This is a genomic window from Streptomyces sp. NBC_01478 (assembly GCF_036227225.1).
Taxonomy (GTDB): domain Bacteria; phylum Actinomycetota; class Actinomycetes; order Streptomycetales; family Streptomycetaceae; genus Streptomyces.
The window spans coordinates 11,894,024-11,910,528 of sequence record NZ_CP109444.1 but is presented as its reverse complement, the minus strand read 5'-3'; the positions used below and the strand labels follow the sequence as shown (position 1 = coordinate 11,910,528).

Below are 16,505 nucleotides of genomic sequence, written 5' to 3'. Positions count from 1 at the left end.
GGCGGAGCACCGTCGCGGACGGCAGGTACGACGGACGCCGGCGGCCGGACCGGCGGGCACCCGGGTGCCGGGCCGGCCGGTGGATGCCGCAGGCGCCGTCGCGGGCAGCGGGTCCAGCAGGTCCAGTGGGCGAAGCCGTCCGGCCCGGCGGGTGAGGCGCCGTCAGGCGCCGTGTCCGCCGGACGGCGCCGCCACCGCACCCGTACCGGAACCCATGCCCTGGCCGGAGCCCGTGGCGGGGCCGGTGGCGGTGGGGCCGGGCAGGGCGAGGGAGCGGTCCACCAGGGCCGCGGCGGCGCCGGTGTAGCCGGCCGGGTCGAACAGGGCCGTCGCCTCCTGGGGGGTGAGGACGCCGGCCAGTTCCGGGAGGCCGGCCAGGACGTCGGCGAGCGGGAGGCCGGTGCGGGTGGCGAGCAGGGAGGCGCGGGTGAGGAGTTCCCGGGCCGCCGTCCGGCCCAGCCGGGGGGCCAGGACGGCCGAGACGCGCTCCGAGAGGAGCTGTCCGCCGGTGGCCGTGAGGTTGGCGCGCATCCGTTCGGGGCGGACGGTCAGGCCGCGGGCGAGTTCGAGGGCCGTGTGCGCGGCGCCGCCGGTCAGCCGCAGGCACTCGCGCAGCGGCTGCCACTCCGCGTGCCACACCCCGGCCGAGCGTTCGTCCTCGGCGGCCAGGCACTGCATCAGGACGGTCGCCTGCGCGGGCACCTGCAGGGCGGCGGAGCGGATCAGGGTCGCCAGCACGGGGTTGCGTTTGTGCGGCATCGCCGAGGACGCGCCCCGTCCGGCGACGGCGGGCTCGGCCACCTCGCCGATCTCGGTACGGGCCAGCACCAGCACGTCCGCGGCGATCTTGCCGAGCGCCCCGGCCGCGTGCGCGAGGCCGGCCGCCAGATCGGCGAGGGGGGTGCGCAGCGCGTGCCAGGGCAGCACCGGTGCGGCCAGGCCCGTCTCCTCGGCGAAGGCCTCGGTCAGGGCCGTCGCCAGGACGGCAGGGTCGGTGCCCGGATCCGCGTACTGCAGATAGCCGGCCAGGGTGCCGGCCGCGCCGCCGAGCGACACCGGGAGCCCGCCGTCGGCGAGGCGGCCGAGGCGGTCGGCGGCGTCCAGGACGAGGCGGCGCCAGCCGGCCGCCTTGAGACCGAAGGTCGTGGGCACCGCGTGCAGGGCCAGGGTGCGGCCCGCCATCACCGTGTCGCGGTGCCCGGCCGCCAGGGCGGCCAGGGCGTCGGCGACGGCCCGCAGGTCCGCGACGATCAGGCGCAGCGCGCGGGCGGCCACCAGCATCGCGCCGGTGTCCAGGACGTCCTGGCTGGTGGAGCCGCGGTGCACGTACTCGGCCGCGGCCGGGCAGTCCTGGGCGACCCGCGCGGTCAGCGCCTTGACCAGGCCCACCACCGGGTTGGCGGTCTCCCGCGCGGCCAGGGCGAGTTCGCGTACGTCGAACAGCTCCGCGCGGGCCGCCGCGGTGACGGCGGCCGCCGCCCGGGCGGGCACCGTGCCCAGGCGGGCCTGCGCGCGGGCCAGCGCCGCCTCCGCGTCCAGCATCGCCTGCAGCCACGCGCCGTCGCCGACGGCCGCCTCGACCGGGGTGCCCGCCCGCACCGGTGACAGCAGCCCGGCGTCCAGATGGGCGGACAGGGCCGCGGGCGGCAGGGACCGCGGAGACCGCCCGGACTGCGGGGACTGCGGGGACTGCGGGGACTGCGGGGACTGCCAGGAGGAGGTCATGCGCCTGCCTTCGCGCTCGGGGCCGTGACCGGGGCCGTGACGGGGCTTGGGGGCACGGGAGTTGTTCCGGCCCAGGCCGGCCGGCGCAGGGGCGCGGGTGCCTGGGGCACGGCGAGGACCGCCGCCGCGATGGCGTCGGAGTCCTCCAGGGTGACCGAGCCGACGCCGGGCCGGATGCCCGCGGCGGTCACCCAGTGCACGGACTCGGTGGGCACCCCGTAGGCGAAGCGGCGCGGGTGGGGCACCCCGCGGGCGTCGACGAGGCGGTAGGGCCGCTCGGACACCTCCAGTCCCCCCGTCTCGTACCCCGTTCCGCTGCCGGTGTCGGTGCTGCCGGGGCCGGTGCCGGGGCCGTCGGCGGCGGGGATGCGGTAGGGGCGGCACTGGCCGGTGCGCAGCAGTTGGTTCATCAGCGGGTCGGCGGTGCGCCGCAGGTCGATCGCGGGCAGCCGGGCCTCGATGAGGACGCCGGCCCGGACCTGTACGCCGGGGATGTCGGAGGTCGCCAGGAAGCAGGGGCCCTCCGGGTCGTCCGCCTGGGCGCTCACCCGCAGGCCGGGGCCGGTCACCTCCAGGACGCCGGCGTCGATGAGCGCGGCCATCTCCTCGATCCGCGAGGCCGGCGGGCCGATGGAGAGGTAGGCGTTGAGCGGGGTGTACCAGCCCTCCAGGTCCTCGCGGTGGGAGGCGGCGGACAGGCCGGCGTGGTCGACGGCGAGCCGGACCTCGTTGCGCAGGTCGCGCAGCACGTCCAGGGCCGCCTTGACCGGTCCGCTGACGTTGCCCTGGCGGGCCAGGCGGACGTCCTCGTCGAGATGCCCGCGCAGCCAGGTGCGGAAGGCCGCCAGGTCGCGGAAGCCGCGGGTGCCGTAGGGGCGGGCCAGGCGCTCCCAGTCCCAGCGCTCGGCCGCGGCGATGCCGGCTTCGTCGAGCAGGCGGTCCTCGGCCGCGCCCGGCTCGGCGTGCAGGTAGCGCTCGGTGAACTCCTCGGCCGCCGCGGCCGCCTCGCCGCGCCGCACCAGCAGGGCGGCGTAGTAGACGGCGCACACCTCCTTGGAGATCAGCGGCCACAGGTCGGCGGCGAAGTCGACGGCCGTGCTGCGCCGGTCCCCCGCGCGCAGGGCGGCGATGCAGCCGGCCGTCAGCAGCCGGGGGCGGTGGCGGCCGTGGGCGCCCTTCTCGTTCTCGCCGCGCGCCTGGTAGGGCACCCCGCGCCGCGATCCGGCGTACAGGCGCGGCTCGCGGCCCGAGGGCCGGTAGACCAGACGCCCGCCGGTGCGGGTGAAGACGCCGCCCCGGCCCCGGGTGAACAGGGCCATGTGGTCGAAGAAGTTGAGGCCCAGCCCGCGCAGCAGCACGCTCTCGCCGGGCCGTACGAAGGAGAGGTCCACGTCGGCCGGGTTGGCGGGGGCCACGTAGGTCAGGCCGTGCCGGGCGGCGAAACGGTCCAGCCGCCGCTCGGTGGGCGAGAGCCGTGCCGGTACGTGGCCCTGCGCCAGGACGACCGCGGACAGAGCGCCCAGCCGGGTGCCGTCCTCCAGGGTGACGCTCTGGCGCCCGGCCCGCCGGCCGTCGGCGTCGGTGAGGGCGACGGCGCGCGCCGCGTGGACACGCACCCGCACATGCGCGGCGGCGTTCGCGACGACCCGCCCGAACGCCCAGGTGAGATAGGAGCCGTAGAGGGCGCGGGTGGGATAGGTGTCGGGGCCCAGGGCGCGCGCCTCGGTGAGGATGTCCGCGCCGGCCACCGGTCCGGGGCAGCTCTCCAGGGTGCCCGACTCCAGGGCGCGGGCCCACTCGTACAGGCTCGGCCCCTCCTCCAGCGGGCCGTCGATGCGGACGCTGGCGTCGGTGTAGACCGTCACCTGCGAGGCGACGGTGTTCATCAGCAGGTGCCGCGACTGGCTGGGGCGCCACACCCGGCCCGAGCCCGGCGGGTCGGGGTCGACGACATGCACGGTGACGGTGTCCCATCGGGGCGACTTCCGTTCCTGCGCGCACAGCCGTTCCAGTACGGAAAGGCCCCGGGGTCCGGCACCGACCAGGCACACCTCCAGATGCGCCGCCGCGGTGCCGCCGCCGGGCGGCGGTGCGGCGGCGCGCGGGTGGGGGTCCCCGGGCGGACGGGCCCCGCCCGGGGGAAACCGACCGGCCGTCGCATCGGCCGTCGTATCAGCCGTCGTGACGAGCGGCCCTGCGAGGAGTCCGGCGTCTACTGCGCGTTCGCCTGCGTGCGTACCGTCCACAGTTCCTCCCTTCCTGCGGCCACCGTGGGCGCCGGCGCTCGACCAGGGCTCGGCTGCGGGTGGAAAAGGCCTTGAGGAATCGGGGAGCGCATTTCACCGGCGTGTTCGCGAACGGGGCTGTATCGGGACTCGAGTCACCCGTCGGGTAATGGAAGGAACCGTCAAGGGACCGCCAGGGGCTGTTGCGCCCGCCTCCGGCGGAGGAAAGCGCCGGGTCAACTGCCTTGATCGGCACGGGATATCACGGGATATCAAAAAACGGAGTTGTGGACAGCGGTTGCGGGGCCCAGGCGCCTCGTGAAGGAGTTTCGATGAATTCCCAGTCATGCCTCAGGAGCCACTCCCAGGAAAGCGTCGCCGCCGCCGGGTCCGTCCTCTGCGCCCCGTGCGTGCGAAGGGCGGCGCAGCATCTGCGGGTGCTTCCCGCCCTGCATCAGGAATGCCTGCACCAGGCGTCCCTGACGGGCCGGCGCACGAATCCCACCAAGGTCTCCGGCAGCCGCCGCAGGGACCACCTGGACATCACCGTGCTCGACGCCCGGCACAACATCGAGACCATTCTCGAGTCGTGGTCGTCGATGGTCGCGGAAAAACGCGGAATCACCACTCCGCCGCGGGCCGTTCCCTCCCTGGCACGGTTTCTGACCCGGCATCTGGAATGGCTCGCCGGCCAGCCCCCGGCGGACGACTTCGCCGAGGAGATCGAACGCCTCGTCGGCGAACTGCGCCAGACCATCGACCCCGACCCCCATCCCCTGCACGCCCTCATCCGCGGCTGCGTGGTGGACGGCTGCCCGGGGACGATCAGCGCCCTCCCGCAGCGCGCCACCGGCACGGGCGGCGGCAGTACCGGCAGCGGTGCCGGTTCGGGGTCGGGCGGCAGCATCCGCTGTTCCTCGGGGCACGCCTGGAACGTGGGCGAGTGGCTGGGGCTGCGCACACTGATGGAACGGCAGCGGAAGGGTGTCAGCGCATGATCAAGCCACCGAGCCACCGGCTCGTCCCCACCAAAGTGGCCGCCCTCGCCATGGGGGTGTCCGAGGCGACCATCCGCAAGTGGGTCAGCCGCGGGAAGATCACCCGCTACGGCGCCCCGAACCGCCGCTCCGAGTTCGACATCGAGGAACTCACCGAGATCGCCCTGCACCGCCGGCCCTGACCGGACACCGGCCCAGGAGCACGGAGCACGGAGCCCGTACTACGCCCCTCACACTCCGGCTCCCGGACCTCGGCCCTCGCCGCTCCGGTCCCGGCTCCCGGCTCCCGGCTCCCGGCTCCCGGTCCCGACTCCGGCTTCTGGTTTCCGGCTCCGGTTTCCGGGCCGTCCGAGCTTCTGACGGTGCCTCAACTTCCGTGCTCCGTACGCCCGAAGAACCCCCGCCGTGCCCGCCGCGACTGCCCTGGCAGCCGCGGCTGCGCCGGTTGTGCCGGTCGCGGATCCACCCCCCATTCGAGTGACCCACGTCACTTCGGTGCGGTGTTGGCGGGGGGCCTGACCCCGTGTCACTATCTCCCTACATCCCCCCTGCCCAAAAGCCGCCGCGAGGCCGTACCGCGGCAGGGGGCGCGTGCCGCAGCCGTCCGTCATCCGGCGGGCGGCACTTTTTCTTTCACTACTTCTCTCACTGCTTCTTTCACCGCATCCGTTCCGCCGCCCGGCGCACCCGGGCGCTGTCGCCGATGCCGCGCCGCCGCCGTGCCGCCGGTGAAGTCCCCGAAGTCCCCTGCCGTGTACGGCAGTTGCCGCCGTACACCCTCGCAGGCCCCGCCCCACCCCCGCCTCCACCCCTCTCCGGCCTCCGGACCTCCGGACCTCCGGGTCTCCGCGTCTCGGGGCGGGGCGGTCCGGCATGGCCGTGCGGCCTCTCTGCACAACAGACATCTCCGTGCACAACAGACATAGGGAGCTGAGTGCGTTGACTCTACCGACCTCGGCGGAGGGGGTGCCGGACAGCCGCCGGACCCGCTCGGTCGGCATCGGCCGCGCCCACGCCAAGGCGATCCTGCTGGGAGAGCACGCGGTCGTCTACGGAGCCCCGGCGCTCGCCCTGCCCATCCCGCAGCTCACGGTCACCGCCAGTGCCGGATGGTCCTCCCAACCCGGCGACGGGCAGGGCGACTTGTCCTACACGGTGACCGGTTCCCCCTCGCGGGCGATGGTGACGCAGGCCTCCGACGGCCTGCGCCGGCTGACCGCGGAGTTCAAGACGCGGATGGGCGTGAGCGGCCGGCCGCATCTGGACGTGATCCTCGACGGTGCGATCCCGCACGGCCGGGGGCTGGGCTCCAGCGCGGCCAGTTCGCGGGCGATCGCGTTCGCGCTGGCCGACCTCTTCGGCCGGGAGCTGGACGAGGCCACGGCGTTCGAACTGGTGCAGACGGCCGAGAACATGGCGCACGGCAGGGCCAGCGGTGTCGACGCCATGACCGTCGGCGCGCTGCGCCCGCTGCTGTTCCAGGCGGGCCGGACACGGGAGCTGAAGCTGGGCTGCGAGGGCCTGTTCATCGTCGCGGACAGCGGTGAGCCGGGCAGTACCCGGGAGGCGGTCGAGCTGCTGCGGGAGGGGTTCGGGCGCCGGCCCGGGGCGCGGGCACGGTTCGTGCGGCGGGCCTCGGGGCTGGCCGAGGAGGCCCGGCTGGCCCTCGCCGAGGGCCGGGCCGGTGACCTGGGCCGGCGGATGACGGACTATCACGCGCTGCTGCGGGCGGCCCGCCTGAGCACCGGCCCCATCGAGCGGCTGGTCGACGCCGCGCTGGGGGCGGGCAGCCTCGGCGCCAAGATCACCGGCGGTGGTCTGGGCGGCTGCATGATCGCGCTGGCCCCGCCGCAGCGGGCCCGCGAGGTCACCCGGCGGCTGCACGAGGCAGGCGCCGTACAGACATGGCTCGTACCGCTGAAGGGGCTCGACAACCATGCGCCGTGAACAACGACCGACCACTGTGCCGGGCCCGCTGGAGACCGCGGCGGGCGTGCCGGACACCGCGCCCCGCCCGGCGAGGCCCGCCCCGCGCCCGGCGCGGGGCGGGCCGCAGGCGGACGCCGCCGCCGGTGTCACCGCGGTCGCGCATCCGAACATCGCGCTGGTCAAGTACTGGGGCAAGCGGGACGAGCGGCTGATCCTGCCCTGGACCGACAGTCTGTCGATGACGCTGGACGTCTTCCCGACCACCACCCGTGTCCGACTGGACGCCACGGCCGGCCGCGACGAGGTGACGCTCGACGGGGTGCCCGCGAGGGGCGAGGCGGCCCGGCGGGTCGGCGCGTTCCTGGAACTGGTGCGGGAGCGGGCCCGGTTGCCGTGGCGGGCGGTGGTGGACAGCCGTAACACCGTGCCCACCGGGGCGGGGCTGGCGTCCTCGGCCAGCGGGTTCGCCGCGCTGGCCGTGGCCACCGCGGCCGCCTACGGGCTGGAGCTGGACGCCGGCGGGCTGTCCCGGCTGGCGCGCCGGGGTTCGGGGTCGGCCTCGCGGTCGGTGTTCGGCGGCTTCGCCGTCTGGCACGCCGGGGCGCCCTCCGCCACGGGCGCGGCGGCGGACGCGGGTTCCTACGCCGAGCCGGTGCCCGTCGCCGGCGGCCTGGACCCGGCGCTGGTCGTCGCCGTGCTCGACGCGGGCCCCAAGACGGTCTCCAGCCGGGAGGCGATGCGCCGCACCGTGGACACCTCGCCGCTGTACCGGCCGTGGGCCGCCTCCAGCCGGGCCGACCTGGCCGGCATGCGGGCGGCGCTGGGGCGCGGTGACCTGGAGGCGGTGGGCGAGATCGCGGAGCGCAACGCGCTGGGGATGCACGCGACGATGCTGGCGGCGCGGCCCGCGGTGCGCTACCTGTCGCCGGCCACGGTCACCGTGCTGGACCGGGTGCTGGGGTTGCGGCGGGAGGGCGTGGCGGCGTACGCGACCATGGACGCCGGGCCGAACGTGAAGGTGCTGTGCCGGCGCGCGGACGCGCGGCGGGTGGCCGACGCCGTCGGCGAGGCCGTCCCGGCGGCACGGGTGCTGGTCGCCGGCCCGGGGCCCGGGGCCCGTCTGCTGGACGGGGCCGACCGATGACGGCCACGACAGCGGCGACGGCGGCAGGGGTGTCCGCGGGGCGCACGGTGGTGCGGCGGGCGCCGGGCAAGCTGTTCGTCGCGGGCGAGTACGCGGTGGTGGAGCCGGGCAACCCGGCGATCCTGGTGGCGGTCGACCGGTACATCACCGTCACCGTCACCGGGACAGCCGGCGAGTCCGGCAGCACCGGCACACCCGACGGACCAGGCAACCTCGACGGACCCGGCGCATCGAACGAACCCTGCGGACCCGGCGGACCCGGAAGTCCCGCCGGACCGGGCAGCCCCGGCGGACCGGGCAGCGCCCGCGCCCCTCACGTGTCCAACAGACCCCGCGGATCCGGCGCATCCAGCGCACCCGGCAACCCCAGCGGGTCCGGCACACCCGACAACCTCGACGGACCCGGCACACCCAACGAACCCGCCACCCCCACCACACTCACCGCCCCCGACGTAGTGATCTCCAGCGACCTCATCTCCCGGCCCGTCGCCTGGCGCTGGCGGGAGGGGCGGCTGGTCGCCCACGGCTACGACGGCGGTCCCGGAGACAGTGGCAGTGGCAGTGAAGGGGACGGTGACGGGAGCCGGGCCCGGGACGCGCTGGCGTATGTGGTGTCGGCCGTCGAGACGGTGGCCGCGCTGGTGGCCGAACGCGGGCTGGGCGTACCGGCGTTGAGGGTGTCGGTGCGCAGTGCGCTGCACGAGGGCGGGCGCAAGTACGGGCTGGGCTCCTCCGGTGCGGTGACCGTGGCGGCGGTGGACGCCGTGGCCGGGTTCTGCGGGGTGGAGCTGTCGGCCGGTGAGCGCTACCGGCTGGCGATGCTGGCCGGCGCGCGGATCGACCCGAAGGGCTCGGGGGGTGATCTGGCCGCCAGTGCCTGGGGCGGCTGGATCCTCTACCGGGCGCCGGACCGGGACTTCGTGCTCGACCTGGCCCGGCGGGTCGGCATCGGGCGGGCGCTGGCCGCGCCCTGGCCGGGCCACACGGTGCGGCGGCTGCCGGCGCCGGCCGGGCTGCGCCTGGAGGTCGGCTGGACCGGGGAGCCCGTCTCCACCGCGTCCCTGGTGGCCGGCCTGCACCGCCGCGGCCGGCCGGACGGCGCCGCCCGCGGCCGGTACACCACCGCCTCCAACCACCTGGTGGAGGCGGCGGCGGCCGCGCTGGAGCGGGGCGACGGCGCCGGGCTGCTGGAGCAGATCCGCGCCGCCCGCCGGGAGCTGGCGCGGCTGGACGAGGCGGTCGGGCTCGGCATCTTCACCGACCGGCTGACCCGGCTGTGCGAGGCGGCCGAGGCCGCCGGCGGCGCGGCCAAGCCGTCGGGGGCCGGCGGCGGCGACTGCGGTATCGCCCTGCTGGACGCGGCGGCGGACCGGCACATCTGTCAGGTACGGCGGCAGTGGAGCGCGGCCGGGGTGCAGCCCCTGCCGGTGCGTCCCGCCGCGCGAGAGCCCGGAAGGAACCGGCACACATGAGCGCTCAACGCAAGGACGACCACGTCCGGCTCGCCATCGAGCAGCAGGACACCCCGCAGGGGGGCAACCAGTTCGACGAGGTGTCGTTCGTCCACCACGCGCTGGCGGGCCTGGACCGCCGGGAGGTGTCCCTGGCCACCTCCTTCGCCGGCCTGTCCTGGCCGGTGCCCCTCTACGTCAACGCGATGACCGGCGGCAGCGCCCGCACCGGCGCCATCAACCGGGACCTGGCGACCGCCGCCCGGGAGACGGGGGTGCCGGTCGCGTCCGGGTCGATGAACGCCTACTTCAAGGACCCCTCCTGCGCGGGCACCTTCCGGGTGCTGCGCGAGGAGAACCCGGACGGGTTCGTGCTGGCCAACGTCAACGCGACGGCGTCGGTGGACAACGTGTGGCGGGCCATCGAGCTGCTGCGGGCCGACGCGCTGCAGATCCACGTCAACACCGCGCAGGAGACCGCGATGCCGGAGGGCGACCGGTCCTTCGCCGCCTGGCCCGGACAGATCGAGAAGATCGCGGCGGCCGTCGACATCCCCGTGATCGTCAAGGAGGTCGGCAACGGGCTGAGCCGCCAGAGCGTCCAGCTCCTGGGCACGCTGGGCGTGGCCGCGGCCGACGTCAGCGGCCGCGGCGGCACCGACTTCGCCCGCATCGAGAACGGCCGCCGGGCGCTGGGCGAGTACGCCTTCCTGCACGACTGGGGCCAGTCCGCGCCCGCCTGCCTGCTGGACGCCCAGGACACCGGGATGCCGCTGCTGGCCTCCGGCGGCGTGCGCACCCCGCTGGACGCCGCCCGCGCCCTGGCCCTGGGAGCCCGCGCGGTCGGCGCCTCCGGCGTCTTCCTGCGCACCCTCCTGGACGGCGGCGTGGACGCCCTGACCGCTCAGCTCACCTGCTGGCTGGAGCAGTTGGCGGCCCTGCAGACGATGCTCGGCGCCCCCGCCCCGGCCGATCTGACCCGCTGCGACCTGCTGATCCACGGCTCCCTGCGCGCCTTCTGCGCCGACCGCGGCATCGACACGGGCACCCTCGCCCGCCGCTCCAGCTCCGGCGCGCTGCGCGCCCCGACGACGGGAAGCACCCGATGACCGACACCCATGCCACCGCCGGGATCCCGATGCGCTGGGTGGGCCCCCTGCGCATCTCCGGGAACGTCGCCCGCACCGAGACCCGCATCCCGCTGGCCACCTACGAGTCACCGCTGTGGCCCTCGGTGGGCCGCGGCGCGAAGGTCTCCATGCTGGTCGAGGAGGGCATCGTCGCCACCCTCGTGGACGAGCGGATGACCCGCTCCGTCCTGGTCGAGGCCGCCGACGCCCAGGCCGCCCACAGCGCCGCGCGGACGGTGGAGGCCCGCATCGAGGAACTGCGGGAGGTGGTGCGCGGCTGCAGCCGCTACGCCCGGCTGCTCGGCGTGCGCCACGAGATCAACGCCAACCTGCTGTTTCTGCGCTTCGAGTTCTCCACCGGCGACGCCTCGGGCCACAACATGGCCACCCTCGCCTCCGACGCCCTGCTGGCCCACCTCCTGGCCACCGTCCCGGACATCTCCTACGGCTCGATCTCCGGGAACTACTGCACCGACAAGAAGGCCAGCGCCGTCAACGGCATCCTGGGCCGCGGCAAGAACGTCGTCACCGAACTCCTGGTGCCCCGCGACGTGGTGCACGACGTCCTGCACACCACCGCCGCCAAGGTCGCCCGGCTCAACCTGCGCAAGAACCTGCTGGGCACCCTGCTCGCCGGCGGGGTGCGCTCGGCCAACGCCCACTACGCCAACATGCTGCTGGGCTTCTACCTGGCCACCGGCCAGGACGCGGCCAACATCGTCGAGGGCTCGCAGGGCGTGACGATGGCCGAGGACCGCGACGGCGACCTCTACTTCGCCTGCACCCTGCCCAACCTGATCGTCGGCACCGTCGGCAACGGCAAGGGCCTGGGCTTCGTGGAGACGAACCTGACCCGCCTGGGCTGCCGCGAGGAGCGGGCGCCCGGCGAGAACGCCCGCCGCCTCGCCGTCATCGCCGCCGCGAGCGTGCTGTGCGGGGAACTGTCCCTGCTCGCCGCGCAGACCAACCCCGGCGAACTGATGCGCGCACACGTCCAGTTGGAACGCGACCCCCGGACCGCAAAGGTTGGTGCCTGACCATGTCCCTGTCCATCGGAATCCACGACCTGTCCATCGCCACCGGCGAGTTCGTCCTGCCGCACACCGCGCTCGCCGCCCACAACGGCACCGACATCGGCAAATACCATGTCGGCATCGGCCAGGAGTCGATGAGCGTGGCCGCGGCCGACGAGGACATCGTCACCCTCGCCGCCACCGCCGCCGCCCCCCTGGTCGCCCGCCACGGCACCGACCGCATCCGCACCCTCATCCTGGCCACCGAGTCCTCCGTCGACCAGGCCAAGGCCGCCGGCATCTACGTCCACTCCCTCATCGGCCTGCCCTCCGCCACCCGCGTCGTCGAACTCAAACAGGCCTGCTACGGCGCGACCGCCGCCCTGCAGTTCGCCGTCGGCCTGGTCCGCCGCGACCCCGCCCAGCAGGTCCTCGTCATCGCCAGCGACGTCTCCCGCTACGACCTGGACAGCCCCGGCGAGGCCACCCAGGGCGCCGCCGCGGTCGCCATGCTCGTCGGCGTCGACCCCGCCCTGGTCCGCATCGAGGACCCCTCCGGTGTGTTCACCGCCGACGTCATGGACTTCTGGCGGCCCAACTACCGCGACACCGCCCTGGTCGACGGACAGGAGTCCGTCGGCGCCTACCTCCAGGCCGTCGAGGGCACCTGGAAGGACTACACCGAGCAGGGCGGGCGCACCCTGGAGGAGTTCGCCGCGTTCTGCTACCACCAGCCGTTCACCAAGATGGCCTACAAGGCCCACCGCCACCTCCTCAACTACTGCGGCCGCGACACCGACCCGGACACCGTCACCGCCGCCCTGGGCCACACCACCGCCTACAACCGGGTCATCGGCAACAGCTACACCGCCTCCCTCTACCTCGCCCTGGCCGCCCTCCTGGACCAGGCCGACGACCTCACCGGCCGCCACATCGGCTTCCTCAGCTACGGCTCCGGATCGGTGGCGGAGTTCTTCGCCGGCACCGTCGTCGCCGGCTACCAGGACCGCCTGCGCACCACCGCGCACCGCGAGGCCGTCACCCGGCGCACCGAGGTCGACTACGCCGGCTACCGCGCCCTGCACGAACACCGCCTGCCCGCCGACGGCGGCGACCACGCCACCCCCGCCCAGACCACCGGCCCCTACCGGCTGGCCGGCATCAGCGGCCACAAACGCCTCTACACCACCCGCTGACCACACCGCCCGTACCGCCCGCGGGAGCGCGGGCGGTCACCGGACACCCCCCACCCCCCACCCGCCCATTCACCCGTCCACCTGTTCATTCACCTGTTCATTCATCCATTCACGCACCATGCGAAGGGGAGGGCAGCCGCATGGACGACGCGACGATCCTCAGCACGGGCAGCCCCATCAGGGACGTCAGGATCCTCGGCACCGGCGCGTACGTGCCCGAGCGGATCGTCTCCAACGACGAGGCCGGCGCCCCGGCCGGGGTCGACGACGCCTGGATCACCCGCAAGACCGCCATCCGCGAACGCCGCTGGGCCGGCCCCGCCCAGGCCACCTCCGACCTGGCCACCGCCGCCGCCCGCTCCGCCATGGAAGCCGCCGGCATCACCGCCGACCAGCTCTCCGTGATCGCGGTCGCCACCTCCACCCCCGACCGCCCCCAGCCCCCGACCGCCGCCTACGTCCAGCACAACCTCGGCGCCTCGGGCACCGCCGCCTTCGACGTCAACGCCGTCTGCTCGGGCACCGTGTTCGCGCTCTCCGCCGTCGGCAGCGTCATCCTGCGCCGCGGCGGACACGCCCTGGTCATCGGCGCCGACATCTACTCCCGCATCCTGGACCCGGCCGACCGCAGGACCGTCGTGCTCTTCGGCGACGGCGCCGGCGCGATGGTGCTGGGCACCGCCGCCCGCGGCCCCGTCGTCCGCCACGTCGCCCTGCACACCTTCGGCGAACTCACCGGCCTCATCCAGGTCCCCGCGGGCGGCAGCCGCCACCCCCTCGACACGGCCGCCCTGGACACCGGACTGCACTACTTCGCGATGCAGGGCCGCGCCGTACGCGACTTCGTCGTGGACCGGCTCCCCGGGCTGACCGAGGCGTTCCTCCACGAGGCCGGCGTCAAGCCCGCCGACGTCCACCACATCGTCCCCCACCAGGCCAACGGCGTCATGCTCGACGACGTCCTCACCCACCTCGCCCTCCCCCACGCGGTCATGCACCGCACCGTGACCCACTACGGCAACACCGGCGCCGCCTCCATCCCCATCACCCTGGACGCCGCCGTCCGCGCCGGCGACATCCGCCCCGGCGAACTGGTCCTGCTGGCCGGCTTCGGCGGCGGCATGGCCGCCAGCTTCGCCCTCGTCGAGTGGTGAACAGGAAGAAAAAGGGCGGCCGGCAGCACGAACCAGAAAAAGGACGCGAAGCAGAAAAGAAAAAAAAGGGGGGCGGCCACCGGCCGCCCCGCCACCACCCCCGCACAGAGGGGGTGCGCCCGTGTTCCCGGGCCCGCTCCTCCCCCGCCGGCCGCGAACACCCGGCCGCACACGGCCCCGGCCACCGCGGACAGACCCGCCGCGGCCCAGCCGTCCGCGGGCCCGTCCGCGGGCCAACGATTTACGGCATCAACCGCCGCGGCTCCTGCCCGCTCCCGCAGACCGCCGACGTCCTCTTCACCCGGCGTCCGGCCAAAGCTCCCCGACGACGACCGCATCCGGCCGCCGGTCCACCTCCACCTCCTCGCCCCGGGCCGCCGTGCCTGCGCCGCCCGGGGGCGGGGCGAACGCGTCCCGCGGCCGACGCCTCAGCCGCCTCCGTCGGGAGCCCGGTGCCCGGCATAGCCCGCCGGCCACAACTGCCGCAGGATCCGCACCTCCTGATCGGACAGCGCGACATCCTCACGCACCCGCTCGGGATGGGCCGGCGGCGGCCCGCCGGGACGCTGCGCGGCCCGGCGCCCTTCCTGCCCGGCGCTCTCCGCCTGCTGGGCGAACGGCTCGTAGGAGGCGCCGAAGGCCACCAGGGACAGCCACAGCCGCCGTACGACATAGTCCGCCAGCGCCCGCCGGCCGCCCCGCAGCACCCGTCCCATGCCCGCCCCCTCCACGCCGTCTTGTCCGTCTCCTTCCTCCGCAGGCTGCCAAGAGCGGCTCGCGGACGGCTTGAGAACGGCACGGGCCAGGTTGCGGCGGACGGCGTCAGTCGATACCGCGCACCACGTGCGGCTCCCCCCACTCCTCCTCGTCGATCCCCGCCAGGAGCAGCGGCGGCGTACCGGACAGGGACAACGGCAGGGACAGGGGCAGGGGGGCGTCCGCCGCCTCCTGGGACGGCCTGCCGTCCACCTCGGTGATGTCGTACATCGCGTCCTCCTCTGCTCGGTGCTGATCAGGAACGGCCGTGATCCGGCCTGTACGGGGGCCCGGGCTCCGGGCTCCGGGGGGGGCGGTCGCCGCCGGGGGCGGGGTCCCGCGCCTGCGGCGAGCGGTGCGGCCGGGAACCCGGGTCGGCAACATCGGTGAACAGCCGGGCGGGGGCAGGGGTTTCAGAGGCCGGCGGCCGCCCTCAGGTGCCCGGCGCGGTCGGTGCGCTCCCAGGTGAAGTCGGGCAGTTCGCGGCCGAAGTGGCCGTAGGCGGCGGTCTGGGCGTAGATCGGGCGCAGCAGGTCCAGGTCGCGGATGATGGCGGCCGGGCGGAGGTCGAAGACCTCGTCGATGGCCTGCTCGATCCGGTCCGGGTCGACCTTCGCGGTACCGAACGTCTCGACGAACAGGCCGACGGGTTCGGCCTTGCCGATCGCGTACGCGACCTGCACCTCGCAGCGCGAGGCGAGACCCGCGGCGACGACGTTCTTGGCGACCCAGCGCATCGCGTACGCCGCGGAGCGGTCCACCTTGGAGGGGTCCTTGCCCGAGAACGCGCCGCCGCCGTGACGGGCCATGCCGCCGTACGTGTCGATGATGATCTTGCGGCCGGTCAGGCCCGCGTCACCCATCGGGCCGCCGATCTCGAACCGCCCGGTCGGGTTGACCAGGAGGCGGTAGCCGTCGGTGTCGAGCTTGATGCCCTCCTCCACCAGTGCCCTCAGCTCGGCCTCGACCACGAACTCGCGGATGTCGGGGGCCAGCAGCGACTCCAGGTCGATGTCGGAGGCGTGCTGCGAGGAGACGACCACGGTGTCGAGGCGGACGGCCCTGTCGCCGTCGTACTCGATGGTGACCTGGGTCTTGCCGTCGGGGCGCAGGTAGGGGACGGTCCCGTTCTTGCGGACCTCGGTCAGGCGTTTGGCGAGGCGGTGGGCGAGGAAGATCGGCAGCGGCATCAGGGTGGGTGTCTCGTCGGTCGCGTAGCCGAACATCAGGCCCTGGTCGCCCGCGCCCTGCCGGTCGAGCTCGTCCCCTTCGTCACCCGCGTCGGCACCCTCGACCCGCTTCTCGTACGCCGTGTCGACGCCCTGCGCGATGTCCGGGGACTGCGCGCCGATCGACACCGACACCCCGCAGGAGGCGCCGTCGAAGCCCTTCTTGGAGGAGTCGTAGCCGATCTCCAGGACGGCCTCGCGCACCAGTTGGGCGATGGGGGCGTAGGCGCGGGTGGTGACCTCGCCGGCGATGTGGACCTGGCCGGTGGTGATGAGGGTTTCGACCGCGACGCGGGAGGCGGGGTCCTGGCGCAGCAGGGCGTCCAGGACGGTGTCGCTGATCCGGTCGGCGATCTTGTCGGGGTGGCCTTCGGTCACGGACTCCGAGGTGAACAGGCGACGGGGCATGGCTCTCCAAAGGGTTGCGGCCCGGCGCGGCCTGCGTCGGCGGCCGGGCCGGATCGCCCGTGCCACCGCCACGGTCCCCGGCCGCGGACGAGGCGGGGTCGAAACGCGGCGGAACAGGAGTGGAGCGGCTGCGGTCGAGGGGTGGTG

Annotated in this window: 14 protein-coding genes; 9 read left to right on the top strand and 5 right to left on the bottom strand. The window is 74.7% G+C overall.

Annotated elements, in window-relative coordinates:
• Positions 1–162: 162 nt before the first annotated feature.
• On the bottom strand, positions 163–1,725 hold the full coding sequence (gene pcaB / locus OG223_RS52890; RefSeq protein WP_329240938.1) for a 3-carboxy-cis,cis-muconate cycloisomerase: 1,563 nt from the start codon (positions 1,723–1,725) through the stop codon (positions 163–165).
• On the bottom strand, positions 1,722–3,782 hold the full coding sequence (locus OG223_RS52885; RefSeq protein WP_329265067.1) for an FAD/NAD(P)-binding protein: 2,061 nt from the start codon (positions 3,780–3,782) through the stop codon (positions 1,722–1,724). The genes pcaB and OG223_RS52885 overlap by 4 nt, the downstream gene beginning before the upstream one ends.
• A gap of 500 nt (positions 3,783–4,282) precedes the next feature.
• On the opposite strand from OG223_RS52885, the gene OG223_RS52880 reads away from it, so the two are divergent.
• From OG223_RS52880 to OG223_RS52840, 9 genes are all read left to right on the top strand, one after another.
• Positions 4,283–4,948 (top strand): hypothetical protein, encoded by a 666-nt coding sequence (locus tag OG223_RS52880; protein WP_329240941.1) that lies wholly within the window; start codon positions 4,283–4,285, stop codon positions 4,946–4,948.
• Positions 4,945–5,130, top strand: a complete 186-nt coding sequence (locus OG223_RS52875; RefSeq protein WP_329240944.1) for a hypothetical protein — start codon at positions 4,945–4,947, stop codon at positions 5,128–5,130. Before OG223_RS52880 ends, OG223_RS52875 begins: the two co-directional genes overlap by 4 nt.
• A 757-nt stretch (positions 5,131–5,887) precedes the next feature.
• Positions 5,888–6,895, top strand: a complete 1,008-nt coding sequence (gene mvk, locus OG223_RS52870) for a mevalonate kinase (RefSeq protein WP_329240947.1) — start codon at positions 5,888–5,890, stop codon at positions 6,893–6,895.
• Positions 6,885–8,021: a diphosphomevalonate decarboxylase gene (mvaD, locus tag OG223_RS52865; protein ID WP_329240950.1), complete on the top strand. Its 1,137-nt coding sequence runs from the start codon at positions 6,885–6,887 to the stop codon at positions 8,019–8,021. The genes mvk and mvaD overlap by 11 nt, the downstream gene beginning before the upstream one ends.
• A complete protein-coding gene (locus OG223_RS52860) occupies positions 8,018–9,493 on the top strand; it encodes a phosphomevalonate kinase (protein ID WP_329240952.1) in 1,476 nt (491 codons plus the stop codon). The genes mvaD and OG223_RS52860 overlap by 4 nt, the downstream gene beginning before the upstream one ends.
• Positions 9,490–10,581 carry a type 2 isopentenyl-diphosphate Delta-isomerase gene (gene fni / locus OG223_RS52855; RefSeq protein WP_329240954.1) on the top strand — a complete coding sequence of 364 codons (1,092 nt, stop codon included), beginning with the start codon at positions 9,490–9,492 and terminating at the stop codon, positions 10,579–10,581. Before OG223_RS52860 ends, fni begins: the two co-directional genes overlap by 4 nt.
• Positions 10,578–11,639, top strand: a complete 1,062-nt coding sequence (locus OG223_RS52850; RefSeq protein WP_329240957.1) for a hydroxymethylglutaryl-CoA reductase — start codon at positions 10,578–10,580, stop codon at positions 11,637–11,639. The genes fni and OG223_RS52850 overlap by 4 nt, the downstream gene beginning before the upstream one ends.
• Positions 11,640–11,641: 2 nt before the next feature.
• Positions 11,642–12,811 carry a hydroxymethylglutaryl-CoA synthase gene (locus OG223_RS52845; protein ID WP_329240959.1) on the top strand — a complete coding sequence of 390 codons (1,170 nt, stop codon included), beginning with the start codon at positions 11,642–11,644 and terminating at the stop codon, positions 12,809–12,811.
• Between the two features lie 140 nt (positions 12,812–12,951).
• Positions 12,952–13,965, top strand: coding sequence for a 3-oxoacyl-ACP synthase III family protein (locus OG223_RS52840; RefSeq protein ID WP_329240962.1), 1,014 nt, complete (start codon positions 12,952–12,954; stop codon positions 13,963–13,965).
• A gap of 428 nt (positions 13,966–14,393) precedes the next feature.
• Here the strand turns inward: OG223_RS52840 and OG223_RS52835 are convergent, their stop codons facing one another.
• From OG223_RS52835 to metK, 3 genes are all read right to left on the bottom strand, one after another.
• Positions 14,394–14,681 carry a DUF6059 family protein gene (locus OG223_RS52835; protein WP_329240965.1) on the bottom strand — a complete coding sequence of 96 codons (288 nt, stop codon included), beginning with the start codon at positions 14,679–14,681 and terminating at the stop codon, positions 14,394–14,396.
• 106 nt (positions 14,682–14,787) lie between these two features.
• Entirely contained in the window at positions 14,788–14,952 is a 165-nt protein-coding gene (locus tag OG223_RS52830) for a hypothetical protein (protein WP_329240968.1), read from the bottom strand.
• A 182-nt stretch (positions 14,953–15,134) separates the two neighbouring features.
• Positions 15,135–16,358, bottom strand: a complete 1,224-nt coding sequence (metK, locus tag OG223_RS52825; RefSeq protein ID WP_329240970.1) for a methionine adenosyltransferase — start codon at positions 16,356–16,358, stop codon at positions 15,135–15,137.
• Positions 16,359–16,505: the final 147 nt, after the last annotated feature.